General features: G+C 57.7%; 21 protein-coding genes, 1 tRNA gene and 5 pseudogenes. 14 read left to right on the plus strand and 13 right to left on the minus strand.

Annotated elements, in window-relative coordinates:
* Positions 1-417 precede the first annotated feature (417 nt).
* From QP981_RS02245 to QP981_RS02255, 3 genes and pseudogenes are all read left to right on the plus strand, one after another.
* Positions 418-1,673, plus strand: a pseudogene (locus QP981_RS02245) (IS3 family transposase).
* A gap of 508 nt (positions 1,674-2,181) precedes the next feature.
* Complete coding sequence (gene cmtR, locus QP981_RS02250; protein ID WP_070523117.1) at positions 2,182-2,541, plus strand: Cd(II)/Pb(II)-sensing metalloregulatory transcriptional regulator CmtR; 360 nt, start codon at positions 2,182-2,184, stop codon at positions 2,539-2,541.
* Positions 2,538-3,140 (plus strand): cadmium resistance transporter, encoded by a 603-nt coding sequence (locus QP981_RS02255; RefSeq protein ID WP_070523118.1) that lies wholly within the window; start codon positions 2,538-2,540, stop codon positions 3,138-3,140. Before cmtR ends, QP981_RS02255 begins: the two co-directional genes overlap by 4 nt.
* Before the next feature lie 754 nt (positions 3,141-3,894).
* Here QP981_RS02255 and QP981_RS02260 read toward each other — a convergent pair.
* From QP981_RS02260 to merT, 5 genes are all read right to left on the minus strand, one after another.
* Positions 3,895-4,605, minus strand: coding sequence for an ASCH domain-containing protein (locus QP981_RS02260; RefSeq protein WP_070523555.1), 711 nt, complete (start codon positions 4,603-4,605; stop codon positions 3,895-3,897).
* A gap of 253 nt (positions 4,606-4,858) precedes the next feature.
* Complete coding sequence (merA, locus tag QP981_RS02265; RefSeq protein ID WP_005532160.1) at positions 4,859-6,301, minus strand: mercury(II) reductase; 1,443 nt, start codon at positions 6,299-6,301, stop codon at positions 4,859-4,861.
* 119 nt (positions 6,302-6,420) lie between these two features.
* Positions 6,421-6,969, minus strand: a complete 549-nt coding sequence (locus QP981_RS02270; protein WP_014316113.1) for a TlpA family protein disulfide reductase — start codon at positions 6,967-6,969, stop codon at positions 6,421-6,423.
* Positions 6,966-7,931 carry a cytochrome c biogenesis CcdA family protein gene (locus QP981_RS02275; RefSeq protein WP_005532162.1) on the minus strand — a complete coding sequence of 322 codons (966 nt, stop codon included), beginning with the start codon at positions 7,929-7,931 and terminating at the stop codon, positions 6,966-6,968. Before QP981_RS02275 ends, QP981_RS02270 begins: the two co-directional genes overlap by 4 nt.
* A complete protein-coding gene (gene merT, locus QP981_RS02280) occupies positions 7,928-8,305 on the minus strand; it encodes a mercuric ion transporter MerT (RefSeq protein ID WP_034973490.1) in 378 nt (125 codons plus the stop codon). Before merT ends, QP981_RS02275 begins: the two co-directional genes overlap by 4 nt.
* Positions 8,306-8,532: 227 nt before the next feature.
* Here merT and QP981_RS02285 point away from each other — a divergent pair, with 227 nt between their 5' ends.
* A complete protein-coding gene (locus tag QP981_RS02285; RefSeq protein ID WP_369815758.1) occupies positions 8,533-8,916 on the plus strand; it encodes a heavy metal-responsive transcriptional regulator in 384 nt (127 codons plus the stop codon).
* 62 nt (positions 8,917-8,978) lie between these two features.
* Here QP981_RS02285 and QP981_RS02290 read toward each other — a convergent pair whose 3' ends face one another.
* Complete coding sequence (locus tag QP981_RS02290) at positions 8,979-9,251, minus strand: alkyl hydroperoxide reductase (RefSeq protein WP_070624762.1); 273 nt, start codon at positions 9,249-9,251, stop codon at positions 8,979-8,981.
* 179 nt (positions 9,252-9,430) lie between these two features.
* Between QP981_RS02290 and QP981_RS02295 the strand changes: the two genes are divergently transcribed.
* Together QP981_RS02295 and QP981_RS02300 are read left to right on the plus strand one after the other, a co-directional pair.
* On the plus strand, positions 9,431-9,727 hold the full coding sequence (locus QP981_RS02295) for a hypothetical protein (protein ID WP_005531125.1): 297 nt from the start codon (positions 9,431-9,433) through the stop codon (positions 9,725-9,727).
* Positions 9,728-10,259: 532 nt separating this feature from the next.
* A pseudogene (locus QP981_RS02300) lies at positions 10,260-10,337 on the plus strand (IS6 family transposase); the annotation flags it as partial.
* A gap of 293 nt (positions 10,338-10,630) precedes the next feature.
* On the opposite strand, the gene QP981_RS02305 reads toward QP981_RS02300, so the two are convergent.
* On the minus strand, positions 10,631-11,035 hold the full coding sequence (locus QP981_RS02305) for a MerR family transcriptional regulator (protein WP_005531126.1): 405 nt from the start codon (positions 11,033-11,035) through the stop codon (positions 10,631-10,633).
* Between the two features lie 169 nt (positions 11,036-11,204).
* Between QP981_RS02305 and QP981_RS02310 the strand changes: the two genes are divergently transcribed.
* The 5 genes and pseudogenes from QP981_RS02310 (at position 11,205) to QP981_RS02330 (ending at position 14,735) form a co-directional block, all read left to right on the plus strand.
* Positions 11,205-12,764, plus strand: coding sequence for a SulP family inorganic anion transporter (locus QP981_RS02310; protein ID WP_070528177.1), 1,560 nt, complete (start codon positions 11,205-11,207; stop codon positions 12,762-12,764).
* Positions 12,765-12,880: 116 nt separating this feature from the next.
* Positions 12,881-13,145: pseudogene (locus tag QP981_RS02315) on the plus strand (transposase family protein); the annotation flags it as partial.
* 329 nt (positions 13,146-13,474) lie between these two features.
* Positions 13,475-13,612: a hypothetical protein gene (locus QP981_RS02320; protein WP_162488989.1), complete on the plus strand. Its 138-nt coding sequence runs from the start codon at positions 13,475-13,477 to the stop codon at positions 13,610-13,612.
* Positions 13,612-14,229, plus strand: coding sequence for a recombinase family protein (locus tag QP981_RS02325; protein ID WP_284857801.1), 618 nt, complete (start codon positions 13,612-13,614; stop codon positions 14,227-14,229). Before QP981_RS02320 ends, QP981_RS02325 begins: the two co-directional genes overlap by 1 nt.
* Before the next feature lie 266 nt (positions 14,230-14,495).
* Positions 14,496-14,735 carry a DUF3923 family protein gene (locus QP981_RS02330; protein ID WP_284857800.1) on the plus strand — a complete coding sequence of 80 codons (240 nt, stop codon included), beginning with the start codon at positions 14,496-14,498 and terminating at the stop codon, positions 14,733-14,735.
* A gap of 128 nt (positions 14,736-14,863) precedes the next feature.
* Here QP981_RS02330 and QP981_RS02335 read toward each other — a convergent pair.
* A pseudogene (locus tag QP981_RS02335) lies at positions 14,864-15,578 on the minus strand (IS6 family transposase).
* A gap of 114 nt (positions 15,579-15,692) precedes the next feature.
* On the minus strand, positions 15,693-16,553 hold the full coding sequence (locus QP981_RS02340; protein ID WP_201813159.1) for a siderophore-interacting protein: 861 nt from the start codon (positions 16,551-16,553) through the stop codon (positions 15,693-15,695).
* Positions 16,554-16,940: 387 nt separating this feature from the next.
* On the opposite strand from QP981_RS02340, the pseudogene QP981_RS02345 reads away from it, so the two are divergent.
* Positions 16,941-18,158 (plus strand): annotated as a pseudogene (locus QP981_RS02345) (IS481 family transposase).
* A 29-nt stretch (positions 18,159-18,187) separates the two neighbouring features.
* Here the strand turns inward: QP981_RS02345 and QP981_RS02350 are convergent.
* Positions 18,188-18,260: transfer RNA gene (locus tag QP981_RS02350), tRNA-Arg, on the minus strand.
* 275 nt (positions 18,261-18,535) lie between these two features.
* Between QP981_RS02350 and QP981_RS02355 the strand changes: the two genes are divergently transcribed.
* Both QP981_RS02355 and cobF read left to right on the plus strand, forming a co-directional pair.
* Positions 18,536-18,817 (plus strand): cg0963 family protein, encoded by a 282-nt coding sequence (locus QP981_RS02355; protein ID WP_016423292.1) that lies wholly within the window; start codon positions 18,536-18,538, stop codon positions 18,815-18,817.
* On the plus strand, positions 18,768-19,616 hold the full coding sequence (gene cobF, locus QP981_RS02360) for a precorrin-6A synthase (deacetylating) (RefSeq protein ID WP_284857799.1): 849 nt from the start codon (positions 18,768-18,770) through the stop codon (positions 19,614-19,616). Before QP981_RS02355 ends, cobF begins: the two co-directional genes overlap by 50 nt.
* 30 nt (positions 19,617-19,646) lie before the next feature.
* Here cobF and QP981_RS02365 read toward each other — a convergent pair whose 3' ends face one another.
* The 3 genes from QP981_RS02365 to QP981_RS02375 all read right to left on the minus strand — a co-directional run bounded on the left by QP981_RS02365 (position 19,647) and on the right by QP981_RS02375 (position 23,258).
* Positions 19,647-20,048: a hypothetical protein gene (locus QP981_RS02365; protein ID WP_284857798.1), complete on the minus strand. Its 402-nt coding sequence runs from the start codon at positions 20,046-20,048 to the stop codon at positions 19,647-19,649.
* A gap of 117 nt (positions 20,049-20,165) precedes the next feature.
* Positions 20,166-21,953 carry an acetyl/propionyl/methylcrotonyl-CoA carboxylase subunit alpha gene (locus QP981_RS02370; protein WP_284857797.1) on the minus strand — a complete coding sequence of 596 codons (1,788 nt, stop codon included), beginning with the start codon at positions 21,951-21,953 and terminating at the stop codon, positions 20,166-20,168.
* Between the two features lie 420 nt (positions 21,954-22,373).
* The gene (locus QP981_RS02375) at positions 22,374-23,258 is read right to left on the minus strand and encodes a sulfurtransferase (RefSeq protein WP_069359651.1); all 885 of its coding nucleotides are present in this window, start codon (positions 23,256-23,258) and stop codon (positions 22,374-22,376) included.
* Positions 23,259-23,338 lie beyond the last annotated feature (80 nt).

Below are 23,338 nucleotides of genomic sequence, written 5' to 3' on the forward strand. Positions count from 1 at the left end.
AGAACTGCGACTAGGAAAAATAAAAAGAACCGGAGTGGAAACTTCTGTGGTTTCCATCTCCGGATTTCGATGGTGTGATGTTCACGATGGCAGCTCAGCATGGTTTTTCAAAGAGCATATCCCGTACTGCGGATATGGATTCTTCCCTAGTGCTTCCAACGACGAGAAGCACTAGGGGAGTTTCCTTTTATTGAGCGCCGTTTTCCTTCGGCCGGCCAGGGGTTTCGTGGAAAGATTGAAGATGTTTCTTGAAAGCCCCGTGACGGATGAACTGCTCCCCATTAGTTGGACTGAGAAATCAGTTACCGACTAGTGGGGAGTAGTTGTCATTGAGAGCACGAAGTTCGCTAAGTGAATATCAGCGCGAGCAATTGGTTGAACTATTTGAGCAGGGCATGGGCTATAGAGCCGCTGCTAATGCTCTGGGTGTCTCCAAACACGCTGTGCGCCGGCTCTATTGTCGGTTTGTGCTGCATGGCAGGCTATGTCTTGTGGAGAAACCGACTAAGCAGCAGTATTCGTTTGAGATTAAGAAGGAAGTTGTCCAACGCCACCTTGCTGGCTAGACAGCGATGGATCTTGCGCGTGAATTTGGCCTGTCATCACAGCAGCTGGTCCGCGGGTGGTCGTGGAAATGGCGCAAAGACGGCGATGACGCGTTGAAACCAAAGCCGAAGGGCAGGCCCAAAGGATCGGTCACGCCGAAGCCGCTGTCGGAGGAAGACAAGCTGCGTCGCGAAAACGAACGGTTGCGGGCCGAAAATGCCTATCTAAAAAAAAATGCGGGACTTGAGGAATCAGGGACGCGCCTGAAAGTCCAGGCGATTGTCATCCTCAAGTCTCACCACCGCTTGGAATATCTCCTAGAGGCAGCAGGTATCCCACGGTCGACGTTCTTCTACCACCAACAACGACTCAGTAAGCCAGATAACCACGCCGTTTTCAAGCAAGCGATTCGGGAAAGCTTCGAGCGTAACAAGCATCGCTACGGCTACCGGCGAGTGCTACTTGACCTACGCAACCAGGGCTGGGTGGTCAACCACAAACTCGTCTACAAACTCATGCGCCAGATGGGGCTTCGAGCTAAGATTCGCCAGCGCAGACCGTATATTTCCTATGTTGGGACGATCAGCCACATTGCTGACAACACACTTGACCGCAAATTCACCCCAGATAAGCCAAATACCGTCTTTGTCAGCGACGTCACCGAGTTCAGGGTTGCAGGCCGCAAGGTCTACCTGTCACCGGTGATGGACTTGTTCGACCGTTCAATCGTTGCCCACACCGTGGCTACATCGCCGTCGACAGCGTTGACCACCGATTCTTTGTCCAAGGCGATCGCGGCGTGGGCACCTGAACCCGGGTGGATGATGCACACTGACCAAGGTTTCCAGTACCAGCATGCCTCCTGGCGTGACCTGATTGGCGACAACGGTGGTGTTCAGTCGATGTCGCGTAAAGCCAACTGTTACGACAACGCGGTCATGGAAAATTTCTTCGGGCACGTGAAAACCGAGATGTACCACGGTGAAGTCTTCGACACGGTCGCAGAGTTCAACCAGGCGATCGATGAGTACATCGGGTGGTACAACACCGAACGCGTCCAACAACGACTCAAGGGCCTGACCCCGATGCAATATCGGAATCAGACCCTTGAAGCCCTAACCGCCTAGAGTTAAACCAGTCCAATTTTCGGGGGCTAGTTCAGGACGAGGGGCTTTTATGAAACTTCCTGACCAGATGTATTAGGCCCGCGGCAACACCCCGGTTACACGCAGTTTCGCCTCGGGTTACACAACAGAAGTAAATTTTTGACGTGAGCAGGAGCGCTCCTGAGAACGGGAAGTCAGGAAATTCCGCTTCCGACTCTTCCTGCCTCTCGGCAAGCTCCACGCTCCACCGTGAACGCTCGATAAGTTCGTCAAAGGTGAGCACCTCCGGTGACTTACGGTTCGAGCGGGAACTTTCAACGCTACGGAACTTCGAGCCAATTCGGTTGCCTTCGGCGCGGCACAAATCGCACATGGGCCGATCATCAGAAACGAGCGTGGTTCAGCTGTTTTCGCAACTTTGCCGGAATCTGCGCCATCTCTGCTACTTTCACTGTCTCTTCAGCAGCGCACACAGCTGCACCGCTACCCGGAACTTGACTAGTTCAGCGATCGCTGTATAGTTCAGCGCATGCTGACTATTGCTTCGCGTCTCGACGTGATGAACCGCCTGGGTCGTGCACTGGCCGACCCCACTCGATCTCGGATCATCTTGACCCTGCTCGACCATCCCGCCTACCCGGCGGAACTATCCCGAGATCTGGACCTGACACGCCCGAACGTGTCCAACCACCTGACATGCTTGCGCGATTGTGGGATTGTCGTCTCCGAGCCCGAGGGGCGTCGGACACGATACGAGATCGCCGATCCGCACCTGGCGCAGGCGCTGACCACATTGGTCGATGCCACCTTGGCAGTAGACGAAGACGCCCCGTGCATCGATCCCGCCTGCTCGCTTCCCGGGTGCTACGCAGCTGGGGAGGACGCATGATCCTCACCTCGGTCTTGCAGGCGATAGGCCTGTTCGCAGCTACCAACATCGACGACATCATCGTGCTCTCCCTCTTCTTCGCGCGAGGGGCAGGCCAGCGCGGCACTACCGCCCGCATTCTGGCCGGCCAGTACCTCGGATTCGCGGGCATCCTCGGTGCCGCGGTTCTAGTGACCATGGGCGCCGGAGCATTCCTGCCCTCGACAGCCATCCCGTACTTCGGTCTAATCCCGCTGGGCCTCGGCCTCTGGGCCGCATGGGAGGCCTGGCGCGGAGACGATGAGGACGATGACGACGAGGCCAAGATTGCCGGCAAGAAGGTTGGCGTGGGGACAGTCGCAGGCGTCACCTTTGCCAACGGTGGCGACAACATCGGCGTCTACACCCCTGTATTCCTCAGCGTGGAACCTCTCGCAGTAGTCGCCTACTGCGTTATTTTCCTCGCGCTCGTTGCGGTCCTGGTGGCCCTGGCAAAGTTCGTCGCAACCCGCCCCCCGATCGCGGAAGTGCTCGAACGCTGGGAGGGCATCCTCTTTCCCATCGTTCTCATCGGCCTCGGTATCGTGATCCTCGTCAGTGGCGGAGCCTTCGGGCTCTGACGGAGCAGCAGTGTTCCAAACGGCCCCGACCGGGCGTTATCGGTGGCTCCTATAACGCCCGGAAGGTCTTTTTGAAGCGCTGTCGGGGCGTGTGAATCTAATCACACAGAGTTTACAGAATCCCAGCAATTAAACTTTCGGCTATCCAATTTCACCCGCGGACGCAATGAGACTAGCACCGACGCTTTCCCCAACGCGCCACCGCTTGCGGCGTAGCCCGACCAAGGCCACCGGCTGGTTCTCAAACGAGGACGAAGCCCGTGGCCTAGAGCTCGTGGTCGAGAGCCGAAATTCGGCCTAAAACCGCGTTTAGCCAAAGAAAAATGACCCCTAGAATCCGCCCCTTCCAGCCTTTCTTTGAGGCTGGCGGCTAAGTTAAGAAGTTCGACTGAATTATCTGCGGGACGCTGTTGAGACAGGTTCCGCTGTGCGGCGCGCACGAGCCTTGCAAGCCTTCCAGTGTCACGGGCCAGTGGGGAAGTGGAAGGCAGCTCCGCTTGTATTGCTTGCAGGTGTCCGGCTGCACTGTTGGCGGCGTCTAGTGCGTACTCGTAGTCTCCAGTATCCCCGTGCGCTCCAATAAACAAGGCGCACAGGTGCGTGTCCTAGGCTTTTGGTTAGTGAGCTGACACACAGAAAAAACAAGAAATTAGTCGTCGGTTTTGCAGATGTGAAGCACTCCCCTAAGTCACAAACTCTGGTGTAGTTTTACTGCTTCTACAAAAAGGGTAAGTGCGCTTTTAGATTGTTTGAATTACTGGAGTTTGAACTCTACGAGGTCGACTTCGTCATCGGCAGCTAATCCGGGATAGTGAGTATCTAGCGCTTCCTGAAGCTCGGTGAGAGAACCAAAACCGTCATTTCTAGCTTGCTTTTCCGACAATTCACTTCGCTGGGTCGAGACAACGGACGTGACCTGTGCAGGAATGGTGACGACCTCTCCGGATTCTTTCTCGAAGACAATTTGGGCACTTCCTTCATGGAAAGGATCATCTACCCGGATGGTTTGTTGCTTTTCTCCGCTACGAATTGATTCCTCGTAGCCTTCCCACATGTAGATGCGCTGCTCTTGTTCCATATCTCGCCAGTTGAATGCGAAAGGCAAGAGTTCTTCTACGGTAAGTGCTTCAAGTCCATTGCTTCCGCGCACGATGCACCGAATGGACGGATCAACATCAAAAAGCACCTGGCGGCATTTACCGCAGGGAGGAATAACTTGACCAGTAGGTCCGTATACGGCGACTACTGCTTGGATTGGGTCCTCTGGATAACTAGCAGCATGGTTAGCTAAAGCCGAGACTTCCCCGCAAGGACCACCGAGGAAGTGGTGCGCGTTCAAACCGAGTACGTGTTTGCCTGATTTGGTGAGGAGTGCTGCGGCTACAGTGTGGTCTTCTCCGTCTTGAAAACGCTGTGCATGGGTGGTTGCTTTGGCTAGTAAATTTCGAAGTTCGTTGGTAATCACTCTTTAAGGGTAATAAATGCTAACGCGCTTTATCTATGCGAAGACAGAGATCGGGAACACCCCCCCCGGATCATTTTCAGACAGGGACGAAAATAAGCCATACCGAAGCCAGCGACTAGTTCCACTGCCACAAGGCAGAAGGAACGCAGATAAACATAGCCTGCCCCAGCATGGGGCTAGGAGTACGAATCCTGGGCTCCTTCAAGCGGAACTGCCAACAACGTAATGGGATTAGGCTGGGATCTGGCGCGGGTCAGGAGGCGCAGCAGGAGAGTTTGGAGACGTCGGTGGTGAAGGACTGTGCGGCGATTTTGATCCCTTCGGCCATGGTCAGGTATGGGCACCAGAGGTTCGCGACCTGGTCAACGGTCATGCCGGCCTCGAGGATGTAGACTCCGGCGGCGGCCAGGTCACCGGCCTCCTTGCCGACGGCGGTGATCCCCACAATCCGTCCGGTGTCGGCGTCGGCGACGATTTTGATGAAGCCGCGGGTGTCCCGGTTCACCAGTGCCCGGGGAACGTATTCCAGGGGCAGGACCCGGCATTCACACCGGATGCCCGCCTCGTTGGCTTCCTTGTCGGTCATGCCGACCGCGGCCAGTGACGGGCTGGTGAACGTCACGCGGGGCAGGTGCCGGTAGTCGACCTCGCGCCCGGCGTTGTTGAAGGCGTTCTCCACCATCAGGGTTCCGTGGGCGGACGCGACGTAGACGAATTCTCGGTGCCCGGTCACATCCCCTGCGGCCCAGATCCTGGGGTTGGAGCTGGCGAGTGTGCTCTCGACCAGGATCTGGCCGGTGTCGCCGGTCTTGACGCCGACGGCGTCCAGGTTCAGTCCGTCGGTGACGGCGCGTCGGCCGGTGGCTACCAGCAGCTTTGCGGCGCGGAATTCCTCCTGGCCCCCGGCGACCGTGGCGGTGACAAGGACCTCTGCGCCGGCGGGATCTGTGCGGACCGAAGTTACGGCTGCGCGGCGGACCACGCGGATGCCCTCGTCGGCGAAGACGCCCATCAGCGCACGGGAGGCTTCCGGTTCCTCGTGCGAGGCAAGCCTGGAGCGGACCAGCAAGGTCACTTTGGATCCGAGGCGGGCAAAAAGCTGCGCCTGCTCCAGGGCCACGTACCCGCCGCCGAAGACGATCAGGGACTCGGGCACCTCGTTCAGTTCCATGGCGGTGGTCGAGGTCAGGTAGTTGACTTCATCCAGTCCCGGCACCGGGGGTGCCCACGGGGTCGAACCGGTCGCGACCAGATAATGGGCGGCGGTCAGGGAGTCGCGGGTGCCGTCGGGTCCGGTGATTTCCAGGACCGGTTCCTCCGGGGTGCCGGCGAACACCGCGGTGCCCTGGCGCAGGTCCCATCCGTAGTCGGCGGCCAGATCCACGTATTTATCCGAGCGCATTCCCTCGACCAGGGAGCGTTTCCCGTCTATCAGTACACCCATGTCCACCGGGGCGGCGGAAGTGCTGATCCCGGGGAACCTTCCGGTCGCATCCACAGCGACATGCCGGGCTTCGGCGGCGGCCAGCAGGGCTTTGGAGGGAACGCACCCGGTGTTCACACAGGTCCCGCCCACCGTGGAGCGTTCGATCATCACGACCCGATTGCCCAGCTTGGTGGCCCGGATGGCGGCGGCGAAGGCGCCGCCTCCGGAACCGATCACGGCTAAATCAAAATCTGGTGCTGCCTCAGGCATTAGTCCTCCTTGGAGTCTCGAATGAACACCCCGGGGGCGTTCCTTTTTGCATGCTGTCCCTAGTCTGCACCTTCCCCTGCACGGGAAGGTCAAGAACGGGAGCGAAGAGATCGGTGTTGCTACGGAAGTGTTGTGTCAAGAAATTCCTTCAGGGCATCGGCCTTCATGGGCCGGGAATCGGCCCGGCCCAGGATGTCACCGTCAGGTGCGATGACGACGGTACTGTCCAGGGATGTGACCGCGTACTTTTGGGTGAGTTCCCCGGTCCGGTCGACAACGAAGGGGTATCCGGGTGTGCCGGCCATTTCGCGGAACTGGTCCACTTGGGTTTTTGTGGTCTCCGGCGTCACGTCCACGGCGACGAAGTCTGCCTTATCGGCATATTCCTGTTCCAGTTCCTTCATCGCTTCTGCCTGCGGAACGCAGGTATAGCACCAGCTCGCCATGAAATACAGCACTGTCGGGCGGGTGGAAGGGACGGTGAGGGCCTTGCCGTCCACAGATGTGATCTCGATCCTGTCCACGTTGTTTGCGCCCGCTGGCCCGGCGGCGGGAGCGGTTTCGCTCCCGCGGTTCAACGCAGTGAGGGCCAGGACCAGGATGAGGGCCGCGGCCGCTACGACGGCAGTAATGGTGAAGATCCGCCGGTGGTTTCTGGTCGTTGTCATGGGTTTCCTTTCTGGTTGGTGCGCCCTGGCGCCGTGTCGGGAAGAAGATGTTCCGGGCCGCAGCACGCTTCGGTGCTGTCGCTGCTCTCAGCCCCATCCGTGATTGCGCTGTTGTCCTGTGCCTTGCTTTTACTGCGGCGCCGCAGGGCCAGGGCCGCGGCGGCGAGGACGGCGGCCACCGCGGTGAGGGTGATGATGGGCCAGTTGCCCGAGATGAAACCGGACAGCGCCACGCTGGCTTCGGTGACCGTCCCGCCCATGATCTCCCCGGCCTGCCCGCCGGACAGGGCCGGAACCCAGTAGAGCAACAGGTAGATCCCTGCGAGGATAAGCGCGGCTCCGCCGAGACGATTAACAAACGGCAGGATCCTTCGGACGTGGCGTGCCAGGACGTCCCGCGCTACCGCTGCACCGAGGGACAGAAGGACCAGCACCACCGAGGAGCCCAAGGCGTAGGCGGCGAAGACCGCCAGCAGCCCGGCCAGGCTCCCGGTGGACACAGCCTGGGCGACAACAGCCAGCAGCAGGGCCAGGCTGCAAGAGAGCGCAGCCACCGCATAGGCCACCCCGTAGCCAAAGACCGCCCTGAGGCCCGAACTGGTCCCGTCCGTCTTCAGAATCCGGGGCAGGTTCAACCTCGCCCCGGGCAGCTGCCATCCGAACACCATGCCAAGGCCGGCAACCACAATAACCGCTCCGATCAGCGCCGCCGCCCAGGGAAGCGCCGACGCCACCGACCGCAGGCCTACAGCGGCGAGCAGGCCGGCCGTAACAAAGACAGTGGCGAAACCGGCGCTGAGGGCAACCCCGGCCTGAAGACCTGCAAGCAACGGCCGCTTCCGTCCCGCACCGGGGCCTGAACCAATGAAATACGCCAGATAGGTTGGCAGCATCGCAAACCCGCATGGATTCACCGTGGCAAGCATTCCGGTCAGAAAGGCCAGACCCAAAACACCCGTCATCCCTGTGACCCCGCATCCTCAGAAGCACCGGCCCGGGACTGCCCGGACCGCTCCTGCTCCGACGATGAATGAGGTGTTGGAGTAGAACCCGCGGACAGGCTGGCCCCCGGGCGGGAACGGGCGCAACAATCCGTCCCCGGGCTGCCCCGACGCTGCGCCCGCAGGAGCAGGGCCCCCGCGGCAAGGGCTGCGGCGGCAATGAACCAGAGGTTGCCGGCCATTGCGCCGGCCGCGGCGAAAACACCGGCTGCAGCCGTCAGAACGGGTACCCCGCAGCACACGAGCGCCACCATCACAACACCAAGGGAGGACAGCAGAGTGCCTGCCGCAAGCACCAGGCCAGAGCGCTCCCGGCCCTTCACTTTTATTGACATGATCATCCCTTCATATGTCCGGCTCGTGTCCGGGACCCCGACAGGGGACCCCAACACGAAACCGGACGGCCAGTAGTACGTCACACCCCATTATCAACCTTCCACTAAGGGGGAAGGTCAAGCTGGCGACGGGACCTGTTGGTTTGCGGGTGCCGATGCGGAACATTCCAGTACGATGGAAGGGTCATATGCGATTTTTTGGAACGAGATGAGGACCCGAAATGCGAATCGGTGAAGTTGCTGATGCTGCCGGTATAACAACCAAGACGATCAGGTTCTATGAGGACCGGGGCCTGCTCCCACCGGCTGAGCGCTCGGCCAACGGCTATCGTGACTACACCCACGACACCCTCAGCCGCCTCGAATTCATTCGCCGCAGCCAAATCGCCGGGCTGACCCTGGCGCAGATCCAGGGCATTCTGCGGATCCGCGATAGCGGTTTGACGCCTTGCACCCACGTACGGGATGTCCTGGGGAAACAGTTGCAGGACCTGGACCGGAAAATCGCGGAGCTCACCGCGCTCCGGGTGACCGTGGCCGAACAATATGCAACCGCCGAGGTGGCCGACCCTCAGCGCTGCGATGCTGAACAAATCTGCAGTTACATCTGAGCCCGCCGCAGGCTAAGGGGCTTCACTGAGCCGGCTCCCGCCGCGGCCAGTGCCGTCTGCAGTTACGCAGCACCCGGCTCCACGGCACGGAAGACCTCCGTGCCCGCGGCGTCCAGGATTACAGCGGTGCTTACCTGGTTTATCCGGTAGGCGGTGATGAGCCGCGTATCGGTATCAGAGGCAAAGGCCAGGGATGACGCCCCATTTCCGGCCAGGAATTCCCTGATTTCATCGGCCGTCTCGTAGGACGCGATGTCCACCGCGACATAGTTCACGGCAGCAGGAGAGCTTCGCTGGACCTTGGCAAGCACCCGGGCTCCCGGCTCGAGGGTCAAGCCCCATGGTGATGCCGTGGCCCGGCGAGTGAGCGAGGTCAGGCCGGTTGGCGGCGGCTTTCGGTGGGAATGATCTGGGGTAGGAACCGGACGTAGAGGATCATGCTCTGATTCTTATCCTCTCCGAGACAGATAACACTTGTAAAAGTTGATTACACCCCACTTTTACAATAAGGTACATGTTTGAATTTCGCGTATATTCGCCGACTTTAAAGACAACGTTCTTCTACGGTAGGGAGCCAAGCTTTGAGCAGGCCTGGGACAAGGCCGTGGTCTACATTTTGAATGATGCCCGTTGGAAAGACCAAAGCAATATCATTGATGCCATAGCTGCAACGGAGACAAAGTCAGAACATGCCACAAATGGGTGGATAGACGTCAGCCTTGGCCGGAATATGCAAAATGTTTACGAGCAACACGAAGTTGCGGTCATGATTGATAAAACTGCACGTGTCATGAACAATTTAGGACACTGAGTTAAGTCGGTTAGGGTACACCACGTTACGAGATAATCTTCCAACTCTTGCTCAAGCAGTCAGTCCGGTAGAAGTGATAACTCACGTCCCCTCTACCAACCGCAGTCCCGGACGCGACCGTGGGGCACTTGCTAGTGCCCTCAATTCTGCTCTCGGTCATATATCCGAAATCGTCTCACACCAGCGGCTTTAGAATCTTCAGGTGATAACACCGGCGCGTCCCACACAATAAGCCCAGATCGTTTTTCAGTGATAGATCCTGCTGCAGTCGCCGGTCGGCACGTGCTGCTAGTGGAGGACACTTGGGTCAGCGGAGCCAGTGCGCAATCAGAAGCGGTATCTCTGCACCGAGCAGGCGATCACCATGTCACTGTCATGTGTATCGCCAGGATGCTGAAAGCCAAGTGGGAAGACGGGACTTACTTGGCATCTCAATACGCCACCTTGCTGCCTCCACAGCAAGACACTACAGTTTTCAATCCTTAAACAAGGAGATCTGAACATACTTTTAGACGGCGCTGTTGCAAAGTTGGGCCAGGGCACGATGTTTACCTACGGGCACCCGAACCCAGACGCGGTGATCGTCAGCCGGATATTCGAGACAGCTTAAGCACCCCGGAGCAAGGACAACTAATGTCTTGAGGGTAGGCTTTTCGACCCTGGCCCAACTTTGCAACAGCACCGCGTAGGTAAAATAACGGGTTAAGTGACAATTTTCGATTATGTGACCTTGGATGACTGTGTCGTTTTGAGGAGTCGTCTGCACGGATTTCAGAAGTCCTCTGCACTATCGCCATCCACTCCGGAGAGGCCGCGGGCGTTCGTCCACTTCATCTGGAACGCGACTCGACCGAGCGCATTCAATCGGATGGTCTCTTTCTCCCTGCGAAGGATGGGGGCACTTTAGGGTGCCAGGGTGTTGACCAGATCGAGGAATTCCTCAGCGTAGGCAATTTGCTTGCGTAGCTTTTCGTAGCGGGTGCGCGTCTCCTCACGAATGTCGGCAAGGGTGGCCTTGGCATTACTCCGTGCCTGCTGTGCGGGATCACTGTCCTGCCCGCCATCTGAACTATGAAGAATCTCCGCAGCTTCCAGGAATTCTCGCATCTGATCCAGAGTAAACCCCAGCGGTTTCATCCGTCGCACCAGCAAAACACGACGTACATCAGCCTCACTATAAAGCCTGAACCCACCAGGGCTACGCCCCGATGGGGTAATCAGGCCGACGTTGTCATAATAACGCAAGGTGGGAATCGACAACCCAGTCTGGTCAACGACCTCGCCGATCTTGAAATTACTGTTTTGCATTGCCTGTTCTCCTTCACGGTGATGTTGCCCACGGGTTCCTGTGCCTGGGTTGGCGGTTGAGTAAAACTCCCGCTACCATGACCACCATCACCAAACCTAAAGTTACTAGAGGGTTGGATTCCTTTCGGGCGTTCGCCCAGTTACCTATCCCCTCAAAGATTGGACATCTATGACTGAAACTAGCACGGCGGCCCCCCGCCCCCTCCTGAGTCCAGACGGCGCTGATGCCCCTACCGGGATCATCGCATCCTTCCGTTACGCATTTTCTTCCCCCGCCCGTATCCGTATAGAGATTCTGGCCGGACTGGCGGTATCCCTGGCGCTGATCCCTGAGGCCATTGCCTTTTCCATCCTTGCCGGTGTTGACCCAGCCATGGGTCTGTTTTCCTCGGTAGTCATGGCCATTGCGATCGCCTTTACCGGTGGCCGCCCGGCAATGACCACCGGCGCCACCGGGGCTATTGCCCTAGTCATTGCTCCTGTGGCGCGTGGTTACGGGATGGATTATTTCATCGCCACCGTCTTGTTGGGCGGTGTCCTACAAATCGTGCTCGGAGCCCTCGGTGTGGCGAAACTTCAGCGTTTTATCCCCCGATCGGTGATGCTGGGTTTCGTCAATGCACTGGGCATTATGATTTTCACCGCCCAACTCGAACACCTCATTGATGTGCCTTGGATGGTCTACCCACTCGTCGGCTTGGGTGTGGTGATCATGATTTTCTTCCCCAAGCTCACCAGTGTGATCCCCGCCCCGCTGGTCACGATTATCGTGCTCACCGGTTTGGTCATTGCCGCCGGTTTGACTGTCCCGACGGTCTCGGACATGGGCAAGATGCCGGAGACCTTACCGTCCCTGTTTATTCCGAACGTGCCGTGGACGTTGGAGACCCTGCAGATCATCGCGCCTTATGCCCTGGCCATGGCCGTGGTCGGTCTCATGGAATCGTTGATGACCGCCAAGCTCGTCGATGACATCACCGACACTCATTCCGATAAAACTCGCGAATCCTGGGGACAGGGGGTGGCTAATATTGCCTCCGGTTTCTTCGGCGGCATGGGCGGCTGCGCGATGATCGGTCAAACCATGATCAACGTCCGCGAATCCGGGGCACGTACCCGCCTATCCACCCTGTTAGCCGGTGTGTTCCTGCTGGTCCTGGTCCTGGCACTGGGCGACATCGTTGGCATGATCCCGATGGCTGCGCTGGTGGCAATCATGATCATGGTCTCGGTCGGCACCATCGACTGGCACTCGGTGCATCCACGCACCCTTAAACTCATGCCGGTCTCTGAGACCATTGTTATGGCCGTGACGATTATTGCGACCCTAGCCACCAGCAACCTGGCCATTGGTGTGGTGCTGGGTGTGGTCACCGCGATGATCATGTTCGCCCGTCGGGTGGCACATATCGTTTCCATTGAAAAGGTCTCCGATATCGACGGCGACGGCGATGGCGAGATTGATACTCGTACCTACCGGGTGCATGGCCAGTTGTTTTGGGCATCAAGCAATGACCTGGTTTATCGCTTTGATTACACCGATTCTGCCCGTCATATCACTATTGATCTCACTGAGGCGGAGATCTGGGATGCCTCCACGGTCGCGACCTTTGACGCGATTACGCAGAAGTTCCAGGACAGAGGCAAAACCGTGTCCATTATCGGGCTCGACGGCCCCAGTCAGGACCGGCTGAACCGACTGTCTGGCCGGCTTGACACCGGCCACTAACATCCCCCGACTCGAGCACATCGACTTGGCGCCCCAACTTATAACCGGGGCGCCAGTTTATTGGTGCTGTTGCAAAGTTGGGGCAGTAGGAAGAGTGACGTGAAATAGTCACAGCCATGGGTATTTTCTCCGGTCGTCATTTCTCCCCGTGACATCATTCTGTGGGCAGTGGGTGGTACTGCCGCTACGGGGTGAGCTACCGCGATCTGGAGGAAATGATGACTTCAGCGGGGCGTGCCGGTCGATCACACCACGATCTACCGCTGGGTCCAGAAATACGCCCGTGAGCTGGACAAGCAAACACGGTGGTCCCGACAGGTAACTGACTGGCAGGCCAGTTCCTGGCGGGTCGATGAGACCTATATCCGAGTCGGCGGCAGGTGATGCTACCTCTATCGGGCGATCACCGCCGGTGGCCAGACCGGTATAGGATAGTCGCTTTATAGGTCCATGCTGATTCGCGCTCTGGGGTACACCCTATTGTTACACGTGTCCGTGGCGGAATGTTGCCTGTAAAATAGGGCCGTTTCTAGCATTGTTTTACACGTGTCTAGTGGGGTCTAGGACTTATGTTTACAGAAAGTGGGGAGTGCGGTGTTATCGTCTGACGGTTTCCATATTGAAAGTCATATTGACTCTGTGCCCGCGTTGGCGCGCGTGAAAGATCTGCATGGTGGGTTGTCTCGGGGCAGCAGGCGTTGGGCAGGATTGTGCAATCCTTGCTTGCTGACGCTGATGGTCTCGACGGGGCACAGTTGTCTGACTTGGCGCGAGTGGTTGAGTCGTATCGTGATGCGGTCATCGCCCAGGAGAATGCTGCCTTTACACCCTCGCGGGGCGAAGACTAATGGCCAATGACTCTGGTTCGCATGGGCAGCGGGTGGGCTATATCCGTGTTTCCACGGTGGAGCAGAATAATCAGCGTCAGAAAGAACTACTCAATGCTTCCGGCAGGATTGACCGGTTCTTTGAAGATAAGATTTCCGGCCGCACTAAGACTGCCCGCCCTGGGCTTGTCGAGTGTATGGCGTATGTGCGCGACGGCGACGAACTCGTCGTCTCGTCGATTGACCGTCTCGCCCGTTCGCTTACAGATCTGCGCGGCATTGTTGATGAACTTACCGACAAGGGTGTGACCGTTACTTTCCTGCATGAGAATCTTATCTTTGCGAAAGACGCCACGGATCCGCGCGCGGATTTAATGCTGGGTATTTTGGGTTCGTTTGCGGAGTTTGAGCGGGCCATTATCCGCGAGCGCCAGGCGGAAGGGATTGCGCTGGCGAAAAAGGCAGGCAAGTACAAAGGCCGCAAACCCGCTCTTAGTCCGCAGCAGGTGGCGGAGATTAAGCAGCGTACATTGGCGGGGGAGTCGAAAGCAGCCTTGGCGCGGGAATTCGGAGTCACCCGGCCTACGGTGTATCGGGCGCTGAAAACTCCTAAAGCAGCGTGGGATAAGAGTAAATAGCGTGGCCTGAACTAGGGAAGGATTGTCTTTTAACGACTCTGCGTTATCTTCCACACGCGGTAAACGCACGCCAAAGTGTAAGTGACATTTATACCTGTCGTGTAGTCAGAGCGCTTGAACCATCCCTGATGGGGCACGGTATTTTACTACAATTCCCCCTGCAATCTTTTTATAGGAAAAATTTTTTTCTTAGATTGTCGTTTGGGGAATAACTTCACTTTACCCCCACGCCTACTAGGATTTTTGAGCGGGAAAGGTAGAAACTTGTGAAACTGTCATGGGCTCTGTGGTGGACGGTTACCCTCATGGAGGTATTGAGCTTTATAGCACTTTCCGCCTTGCTGTTGGTGCGAGCAGAGGATGCGGCAGGAGCTCAGCAAACCACTGAGTTGAGGTTATTAAATGTCGTCATCTTAGTATTTGCCTACCTTATCCCCTTTGCTATTCAGGTCGTGTGGTTCATTTTGAATAAGCGAGCAGAGAAGAAGACTACACGCCGCCCTTAAATATTTACACCTTAAACCGGGAAAGTAAGCTCCGCTTTCCGGAAAATCTGGGTGTTGTTGCAAAGTTGGGCGGAGAGCAGCGAAGACTCAGTTTCTCATTCCCTGATGGCCGCTGCGTGTGGGCGTTGTTAGGCCGTCTCGAAGACCCGGTTGACGATCACCGCGTCCGGGTTCGGTTGCCTGTTGGCAAACATCGCGCCTTGCCCTTTCCACAATGAGTGCATCGCCTCCATCCCTTTCAACGTCCGATATACAGATGTCCGGTTCTTAAACGCGCCTTTCGGACCGAGGATCCGCTTCAGCCGACCATGGTCGCCTTCCAGGATGTTGTTGAGGTATTTCACCTGCCGGTGTTCCACTGTTGGCGGGCAGATTCCCTCTGACTTCAACTCGGCGATTGCCCTGGCTAGGGAGGGTGCTTTATCGGTGTTGATCACTCTGGGATACCCGGCTGACGCATTGGATCTGAGGGCCTTGGCCAGGAAACGCTTCGCTGCGGCCACGTTCCGCTTCGGAGAGAGGTAAAAGTCCAGAGTCTGACCACCGGCGGTGATCGCCCGATAGAGATAGCACCACCTGCCGCCGACCCGGATATAGGTCTCATCGACCCGCCAGGAACTGGCCTGCCAGTCAGTTACCTGTCGGGACCACCGTGTTTGCTTGTCCAGCTCAGGGGCGTATTTCTGGACCCAGCGGTAGATCGTGGTGTGATCGACCGGCACGCCCCGCTGAAGTCATCATTTCCTCCAGATCGCGGTAGCTCACCCCGTAGCGGCAGTACCACCGCACTGCCCACAGAATGATGTCACGGGGGGGGAAATGACGACCGGAGAAAATACCCATGGCTGTGACTATTTCACGTCGCTCTTCCTACTGCCCCAACTTTGCAACAGCACCCTTCGAAGCCGCTCGCCCTCCCAAGAACAGTTGGTGAGTACTGTCGCGCGCGGGCAAACGTCAGGCCCTGGCCTTTTCTTCCTCGGCCTCAACCTCAGCGTTGAATTCTCGTTTAGAGGACTGCCACTGGTCTTCAGTCATGCCGATACGCCAATAGCCAGAGATTGAAACGTTCTTCTTCGGGACCTCAGATTCAACGAAGAGGAAGCGACGCAGTTCCTTAATCATCTCGGCGACACCGTGGATGAACCAGCTAGTTTTCTTACCCTCTGGAATACCCCCCTCGCGCACCGCGTGGGATAGCTCTGTGCCGTGGGTTGCACCGTCGCGGAGAACCCAATGGATTTCCACGCCTTCTCGGGTTGGTAGCTCAAACTTGCGATCTTCGGCTTCGATTTCGATGTATGCGGTTGCAGTCGTGCCTTCTGGGAGGTGCTTCAGTCCGGCGCTGATAGCTGGTGCTGCGGACTCATCGCCGGCGAGTACAAAGTGTTCATATTCTGCCGCAGGCCCCCACGCGCCACCTGGCCCTAAGAAGCCAAGCTTGTCTCCGACTTCAGCTACCCGTGCCCAAGGCCCAGCCAGGCCGGAATCGCCGTGGGTGACGAAGTCGACATCGAAGTCGCCGGTTTCGGAGTCCAGATTAATCAGAGTGTAGGTGCGGGTAATCGGCAGCTTATTTCGCGGCTGTTCGGCGCGAATTTGCTCAATATCGAAAGGCCAAGAGTAATCAGCGTCTTCTGGCACAAACAGCAACTTGATGTAATGGTCCGTAAACTGCAGCTCCTTGCCCACAAATGCAGGCGAGTTCATGCTCAAACGAACAAGGTCTGGAGAGATCTGGCGACGGCCAGTAACGGTTGCCTCGTGTGCCTTGCGGGGCTTACGCTTCGGTGCTGCTGCTTTAGCTAGGCCAGCCATAGTTGTCACTGTCCTTCAACAAGTCTTGGGCTGTTTTGTACTGGCGGAATCTACACGCCATACGATTAGGTAAGCCTAACACAAGTGTTGCTGGAGGATGTTGGGCGATGTGTTCTCAGGAGAGGGCGCGGGCGTAGTGGTCGGGCGTCAGAAAAACAAAGAACCCTCGCGCCCTATATGTAAAAGGTCGCGAGGGTATTTGTGCCCCAGAGAGTGTCTGGTTCGGTGACATCGTTCCGCATGTCTCATGAGATCGTTCCGGTGCCGAGAACCATCATGTCTCGTCACATCGTTCCGGCGAGAAACGATGTGCCCGGCAACACACCACAGTTGCCCCAAACACGCCGAAACTGATGTCTCGCGACATCGTTCCTCCATGCTGAAACCATGGAGAAACCAGCTCCGAAAATCATCATCGAAACCATGCTCGCCACCGGCATGACCCAAACCGAAGCAGCCCAACACTTCGGAGTGACAACGCGTTGGATCCGAACATTACAAAAGCGCTACACCGAAGGCGGCATCGAGGCACTGACCCCTAAATCAAAACGCCCTCATACAAATCCACGCGCTACCGCCCCGGACGTAGTCGACCGCATCCTCCAATTACGCTACGAACTAACCAACCGCGGCACCGACGCGGGAGCCCACACCATCCGCTGGCACCTCGAGCAAGAAGACACAACCCCACTGCCAGCAACAGCAACGATCCATCGCATCCTCAAAAACAACGGACACATCACACCCCAACCACAAAAACGTCCCCGCAGCTCATGGATACGATTCCAAGCAGACCAACCCAACGAAACATGGCAAATGGACTACAGCGACTGGACCATCGCAGGCCACTAACGCGTCGTCATCCTTACAATCCTCGACGACCACTCACGCTATGTACTTCACTGCCAAGCCTTTAACAGCGCAACCGATACCCACGTCATCGAAGCCTTCACCTACACAGCCACCATCCACGGTTACCCACAATCAACCCTGACCGACAACGGACGAGCATTCACAACCAGCAACGACCGCACCAACCCAGCACGCAATGGCTTCGAACAACTCCTCCTAGACCTAGGAATTGAACAGAAAAACGGCAAACCCTACCACCCGCAAACCCAAGGGAAAGTTGAACGATTCCACTACACACTCAAACTGGCACTACGTAACAGACCCCAAGCTAGAGACATCGACAACCTCAACGAACAACTCGATGACATCATCGACTACTACAACAACAAACGCCCCCACCGAGCACTCAACCGATGTACCCCTGCGGAGGCTTACAACGCTTTACCCAAAGCGCACCCCCGCCCAGGAAACAAGACTCATGACTACCGCCTGCGCACCGACAAAGTCGCCAAAAACGGCAAAACGACACTGCGGTGGGGCGGACAACTCAGACGCCTCTATATCGGACGCCGATGGGCCGGAGAGCCCATCACCATCATGTGCGTAGACAACACAGCAGACATCAAAATCACCGCCACGGGGCAACACATAGCCCACTACACACTGACCTCAGACAAGATCTACTACAACCAAAAAGACAACGAACTAAACCCCACCCCGGGCAACAAAAATAAAGGAAGCCTCGAGACATAACCGGAACGATGTCTCGAGACTTCACATTGTGCCCCAGAGAGGAATCGAACCTCCGACACCGGCTTTAGGAGAGCCGTGCTCTATCCACTGAGCTACTAGGGCAAACATCTTCCGGGGAAGTAGCGGCAAAATTCTATCAACAGCTCCCGGAAAAATTACCTCATAACCTTAACGCATCTGCGAGCTCTAGTGGCAATTGGGTCCTCGGCCTGACATGCAAACATGCAGGAAGCCCCCTATTACCCCCATGCGTTTTTGCGCCCGGCGGTGCCGTTGAAAATCCGGCTAACATGGTTTATAACGAGCGACTTTCTTGCGCTTGCGGTCGCAACAGCGCTACTTATTTTCCGGTCGCTGTTTTGGAGGAGGATGACAATATGATTAAGCCAACTTTCACGGATGTCAACGGTGTCAAGATTAAGTGCTCCATGACCACGGACTCAGACAAGCCGCACCTTCTGGTTTCGCGCATGGAAGATGATGGCTCTTTGACTCCGATTCTGGAGATGAACGTGTACGACTCCAAGTACATGGCCAACGCTTGCGAGATCTACCTGAAGCAGGCCGCTTCGGCTAACCTCCAGGGTTCGATGGCTGGCCTGTCTCCGGATGAGATGGCTGAACAGTTCGGTTACGAGGGAGATCCGACCAATCACTAGTCGAAACGACGCCACCCGCACTCAGGCTGAGAGCCCTGTATACAGCGGGTATGTCGATGTAGACGTCATCGGAATCGGCGCCGGTAGTCCGAGCCACATTACGCTCGAGGCTATCGGTGCTCTTGCTGATGTCGACGTAGTTTTTGCTCTCGACAAGGGCGATGCCAAAGCGGACTTGTTGGCTGCGCGACAGGCGATCGTCGATAAGCATGCGCCGCATGTCGAACTCGTTGCCGTTCCCGACCCGCCACGTGACCGCACGCCCGATAACTACGGCGCAGTCGTCCGTGACTGGCATCAGCGCCGTGCAGAGTTGCTTGCCGACGCCTTCGTCGCTCACCTCGGACGAGAGGGCAAGCGCCGCGGTGCGTTCTTGGTCTGGGGGGACCCCTCCTTGTACGACTCAACGTTGCGGATTTTGCAGCGCGTCCGCGACCTTGGAGTGGACGTGCGTTCGCGAGTTATCCCCAGTGTGACAGCGATTTCCGCGCTGACCGCAGCGCATGGAGAGTGCCTGAACCAGATTGGTAAGCCGGTGTTGATTACCACTGGTCGGCGCCTGGGGGAGCGCGCGCCTGGTACGGATGCGGTGGTAATGCTCGATGGTGGGGCAGCCTGGCTCGAGCACGCGGACCCGGAGGAAGAGATTCTCTGGGGTGCATTCCTGGGAACGGAGCTGGAAACGCTCCGCCGTGGTCGTGTTGGCGATGTCGGCGAAGAGATTGCGGAGCTGAAAAAGGAGCTACGTGCGGAGCACGGTTGGATTATGGATATCTACCTGCTGCGCTCCGGCGCCTAGGACTGAGCAGTCGCAGCCGCGCTAGTTCGGCTAGCTGACTTTCTTACCCAAGAAGCCCTCTGCCCATCGGTGGAGGGCTTTTTCGGCGGCTTCGACGCCGTCGGCGACGGTTACCTTGGTGAGGACCTGATCGTCGTTAGGCAACACGCGCGCGGGATCGCCGGCGGGGCGGACGGTGATGCTGACATGGTCGGCATCGATGACCTCGACCGTCGCTAATGCGAGCATCTCGACGTTCGTCTGCTCAGCAACCGCAAAGCGGTAGGCGGTGTCGTTTTCCCACTCGGTGGTGGAGTTCCGAAGGAACTCGGCGACGGAGTCAGGGACCAATTCTGTGAGTAATTGGGTTGCGACCGGGGCGTCATCGACGCGGGAATCGTGGCGCAGCGGACGGCAGTAGAAGCGGCCGGCATTTACTTCCATGGGTTCCATACCGTCCACTCTAGACGTCCTGAACAGTGTTTAAGGGCGCCGGGGGAGGGGCTGAAAAGAATCAAGCGGGGCTGGCTGCGAATCCCATCGCAACCAGCCCCGCTTAGAGCTTTAGAACTACTTCAGTTCCATCAGGACATCGCCCTTGCCGACACCTGAGCCAGCCTCGGTAGCCAGACCCGTGACAACGCCGTCCTTGTGAGCCTTGACTGGGTTTTCCATCTTCATGGCCTCAAGGACAACCACGGTGTCACCCTCGGAGACTTCCTGGCCCTCTTCGACGTTGACCTTGATGACGGTGCCCTGCATCGGAGCAACCACAGCGTCACCGGAAGCGGCCTTCTTGGAACCGCCAGCGCGCTTCTTCTTGCTCTTCTTCTTGGCACCAGCGTTGCCGCCGCCCAGAGCCAGGTCGCCCGGCAGGGCTACCTCGACGCGGCGACCGTCGATCTCGACGACAACCTTCTGAGCCGGAACGGTGTCGGTGTCAGCGTCGGAGTCACCGTCGTACGGAGCAATCGGGTTGTCCCATTCCTCTTCAATCCACTTGGTGTAGACGTCAAACTTCTCGCCATCGCCGACAAACGCCGGGTTCTCCACAATGTGGCGGTGGAACGGAATGACCGTTGCCAGGCCCTCAACCTGGTACTCGGACAGAGCACGAGCGGAGCGGCGTAGGGCCTCTTCGCGGGTCTCGCCCCAAACAATCAGCTTGGCCAGCATGGAGTCGAACTGGCCGCCGATGACGTCGCCCTCCTTGATGCCGGTGTCCATGCGGACACCCGGGCCGGACGGTTCGACGTACTTGGTGATGGTGCCCGGAGCCGGCATGAAGTTGCTGCCGGCGTCCTCGCCGTTGATGCGGAACTCGAAAGCGTGACCGCGCATCTCCGGGTCTTCCTTGATGGACAGTTCCTTGCCTTCAGCAATGCGGAACTGCTCGCGGACCAGATCGAGGCCGGTAATTTCCTCGGTGACCGGGTGCTCCACCTGTAGACGAGTGTTGACCTCGAGGAAGTTAATCAGACCGTCAGCGCCAACCAGGTACTCAACGGTGCCCGCACCGTAGTAGCCAGCCTCGCGGCAGATGTCCTTAGCGGACTGGCGCAGGCGCTCATCCTGCTCTGGGGTCAGGAACGGAGCGGGTGCTTCCTCGACGAGCTTCTGGAAACGACGCTGTAGCGAGCAGTCACGGGTGGAGGCGACAACGACGTTGCCGTGCTTATCAGCGAGAACCTGGCACTCGACGTGGCGTGCCTTTTCCAGGTAGCGCTCTACGAAGCACTCACCGCGACCGAAGGCCGCAACGGCCTCACGGGTAGCGGACTCGTAGAGGTCGGCGACCTCTTCCATCTTGTGTGCGACCTTCATGCCGCGGCCACCGCCACCGAAAGCGGCCTTAATGGCGATTGGCAGACCGTGCTCCTTAGCGAACGCGACGACCTCGTCTGCATCCTTAACTGGCTCCTTGGTGCCTGGAGCCATTGGAGCGTCAGCCTTCAGCGCGATGTGACGAGCGGTGACCTTGTCGCCCAGGGCGCGGATGGACTCTGGTGACGGGCCAATCCAGATCAGGCCAGCGTTCTCAACAGCCTCAGCGAAGTCGCCGTTCTCCGACAGGAAGCCGTATCCCGGGTGGATGGCATTAGCGCCGGACTTCTTTGCGGCGTCCAGAATCTTGTCGAAAACTAGGTAGGACTCAGCGGAAGTGGTGCCACCGAGAGCAAAAGCTTCATCCGCCATGGTCACGAAAGGAGCGTCCGCATCCGGCTCAGCGTAAACGGCGACGGAAGGAATGCCGGCGTCCTTCGCAGCGCGAATAACGCGAACGGCAATCTCGCCACGGTTGGCGACGAGAACCTTCGTGATTTTTTCAGTGGTCTGCTCGGACACGAAATCCTCCATTTTTCGTGGGCACCCCGAGAATTGGCCCTCGGGGCAAGGTTGCGACAGTCATTTGTAGGAATCACAAGCAGCACTGCAGTTAACTGAGTGGTGAACCGCAATGCGGTTCACCACGCGGTAGCTAACAGCGTGTGACCCAATGTCTCCATTGTGTCACAGGTGCGGTAAGCAACCTCTTTTTGCTCGCTACATAAGGGGGTAGGGATTGTGGTCTTGAGCAGCGTTCAAGTGGTCATGGGGGCAGCTGAAGTGGCTATTTTCCGCCCAAAAACCTAGGTTTGTGGTTAAAATTATCACCCAAGAGTGCAAGAGCCGCCCCCTTGATTGGGGGCGGCAGGGGGAAACTAAATCTCCGGTGTAGCGTCAGCCGCTGACGCTGGAAAAACGGTGGGGGAAGCGCCCACCGGTTGCGTCGATCGCCTACAGGCTTCCCGGCTCCGAACCGTGGGCAATGGGCATGCCAATCATATTGCCCCACTCAACCCACGAGCCGTCGTAGTTGCGAACATTCTCGTGGCCGAGCAGGTGGTGCAGTACAAACCAGGTGTGCGCGGAGCGCTCGCCGATGCGGCAGTAGACAATCGCCTCATCTTCAAATTGGACGTGCGCGTAAATCTGCTCGAGCTCTTCGCGATCGCGGAAACGCGAGTTCGGGTGAACGGACTGATTCCATGGAATGTTTACCGCGGTTGGAATGTGGCCACCACGCAGGACGCCTTCCTGTGGGTAATCGACCATGTGGGTTCGTGCACCGGCATACTCCTCCGGAGTGCGCACGTCGATAATCGGAGCCTTTCCAATGAGCTCACGTGTATCGCTGAAGTAGGCGCGCAGTGTCTTGTCGTCGCGCTCGACGACAGGGTAGTCAGTGCGTGGGTAATTGGGGACCTCGAAGCTCGTGTCTCGTTCTTCAGTCATCCAGGCATCGCGGCCACCGTTAAGCAGGCGCACGTCGGGATGCCCAAAAAGCTCGAAGACCCAGAGTGTGTAGGCGGCCCACCAGTTGGACTTGTCGCCGTAGATTACGACGGTGTCATCGCGCGAGATGCCCTTCTCGCGCATGAGCTCGGCAAAGCCTTCGGCGTCGATATAGTCGCGGCGCACGGAATCGTTAAGGTCGTGATGCCAGTCGATGCGAACCGCGCCCGGAATATGTCCAATGTCGTAGAGCAGTGAGTCCTCATCGGATTCAACAACGCGCAGACCGGGAGAGCCCAGTCGGGCAGCAAGCCAGGAGCTAGAGACGAGGCGCTCAGGGTGGGCGTACTGCTGGAACTGGGGGTGCGGGTCGTGCGGAACAGCCATCGGATACTCCCTTGGCGCAAGTTGGGTGGGTGGGACTTTCTGACGTTTATCGTCAATTGCATATCTAGTTTACGGGTCGC

The organism is Corynebacterium sp. MSK047, from assembly GCF_030232285.1.
GTDB classification, from domain to species: domain Bacteria; phylum Actinomycetota; class Actinomycetes; order Mycobacteriales; family Mycobacteriaceae; genus Corynebacterium; species Corynebacterium jeikeium_D.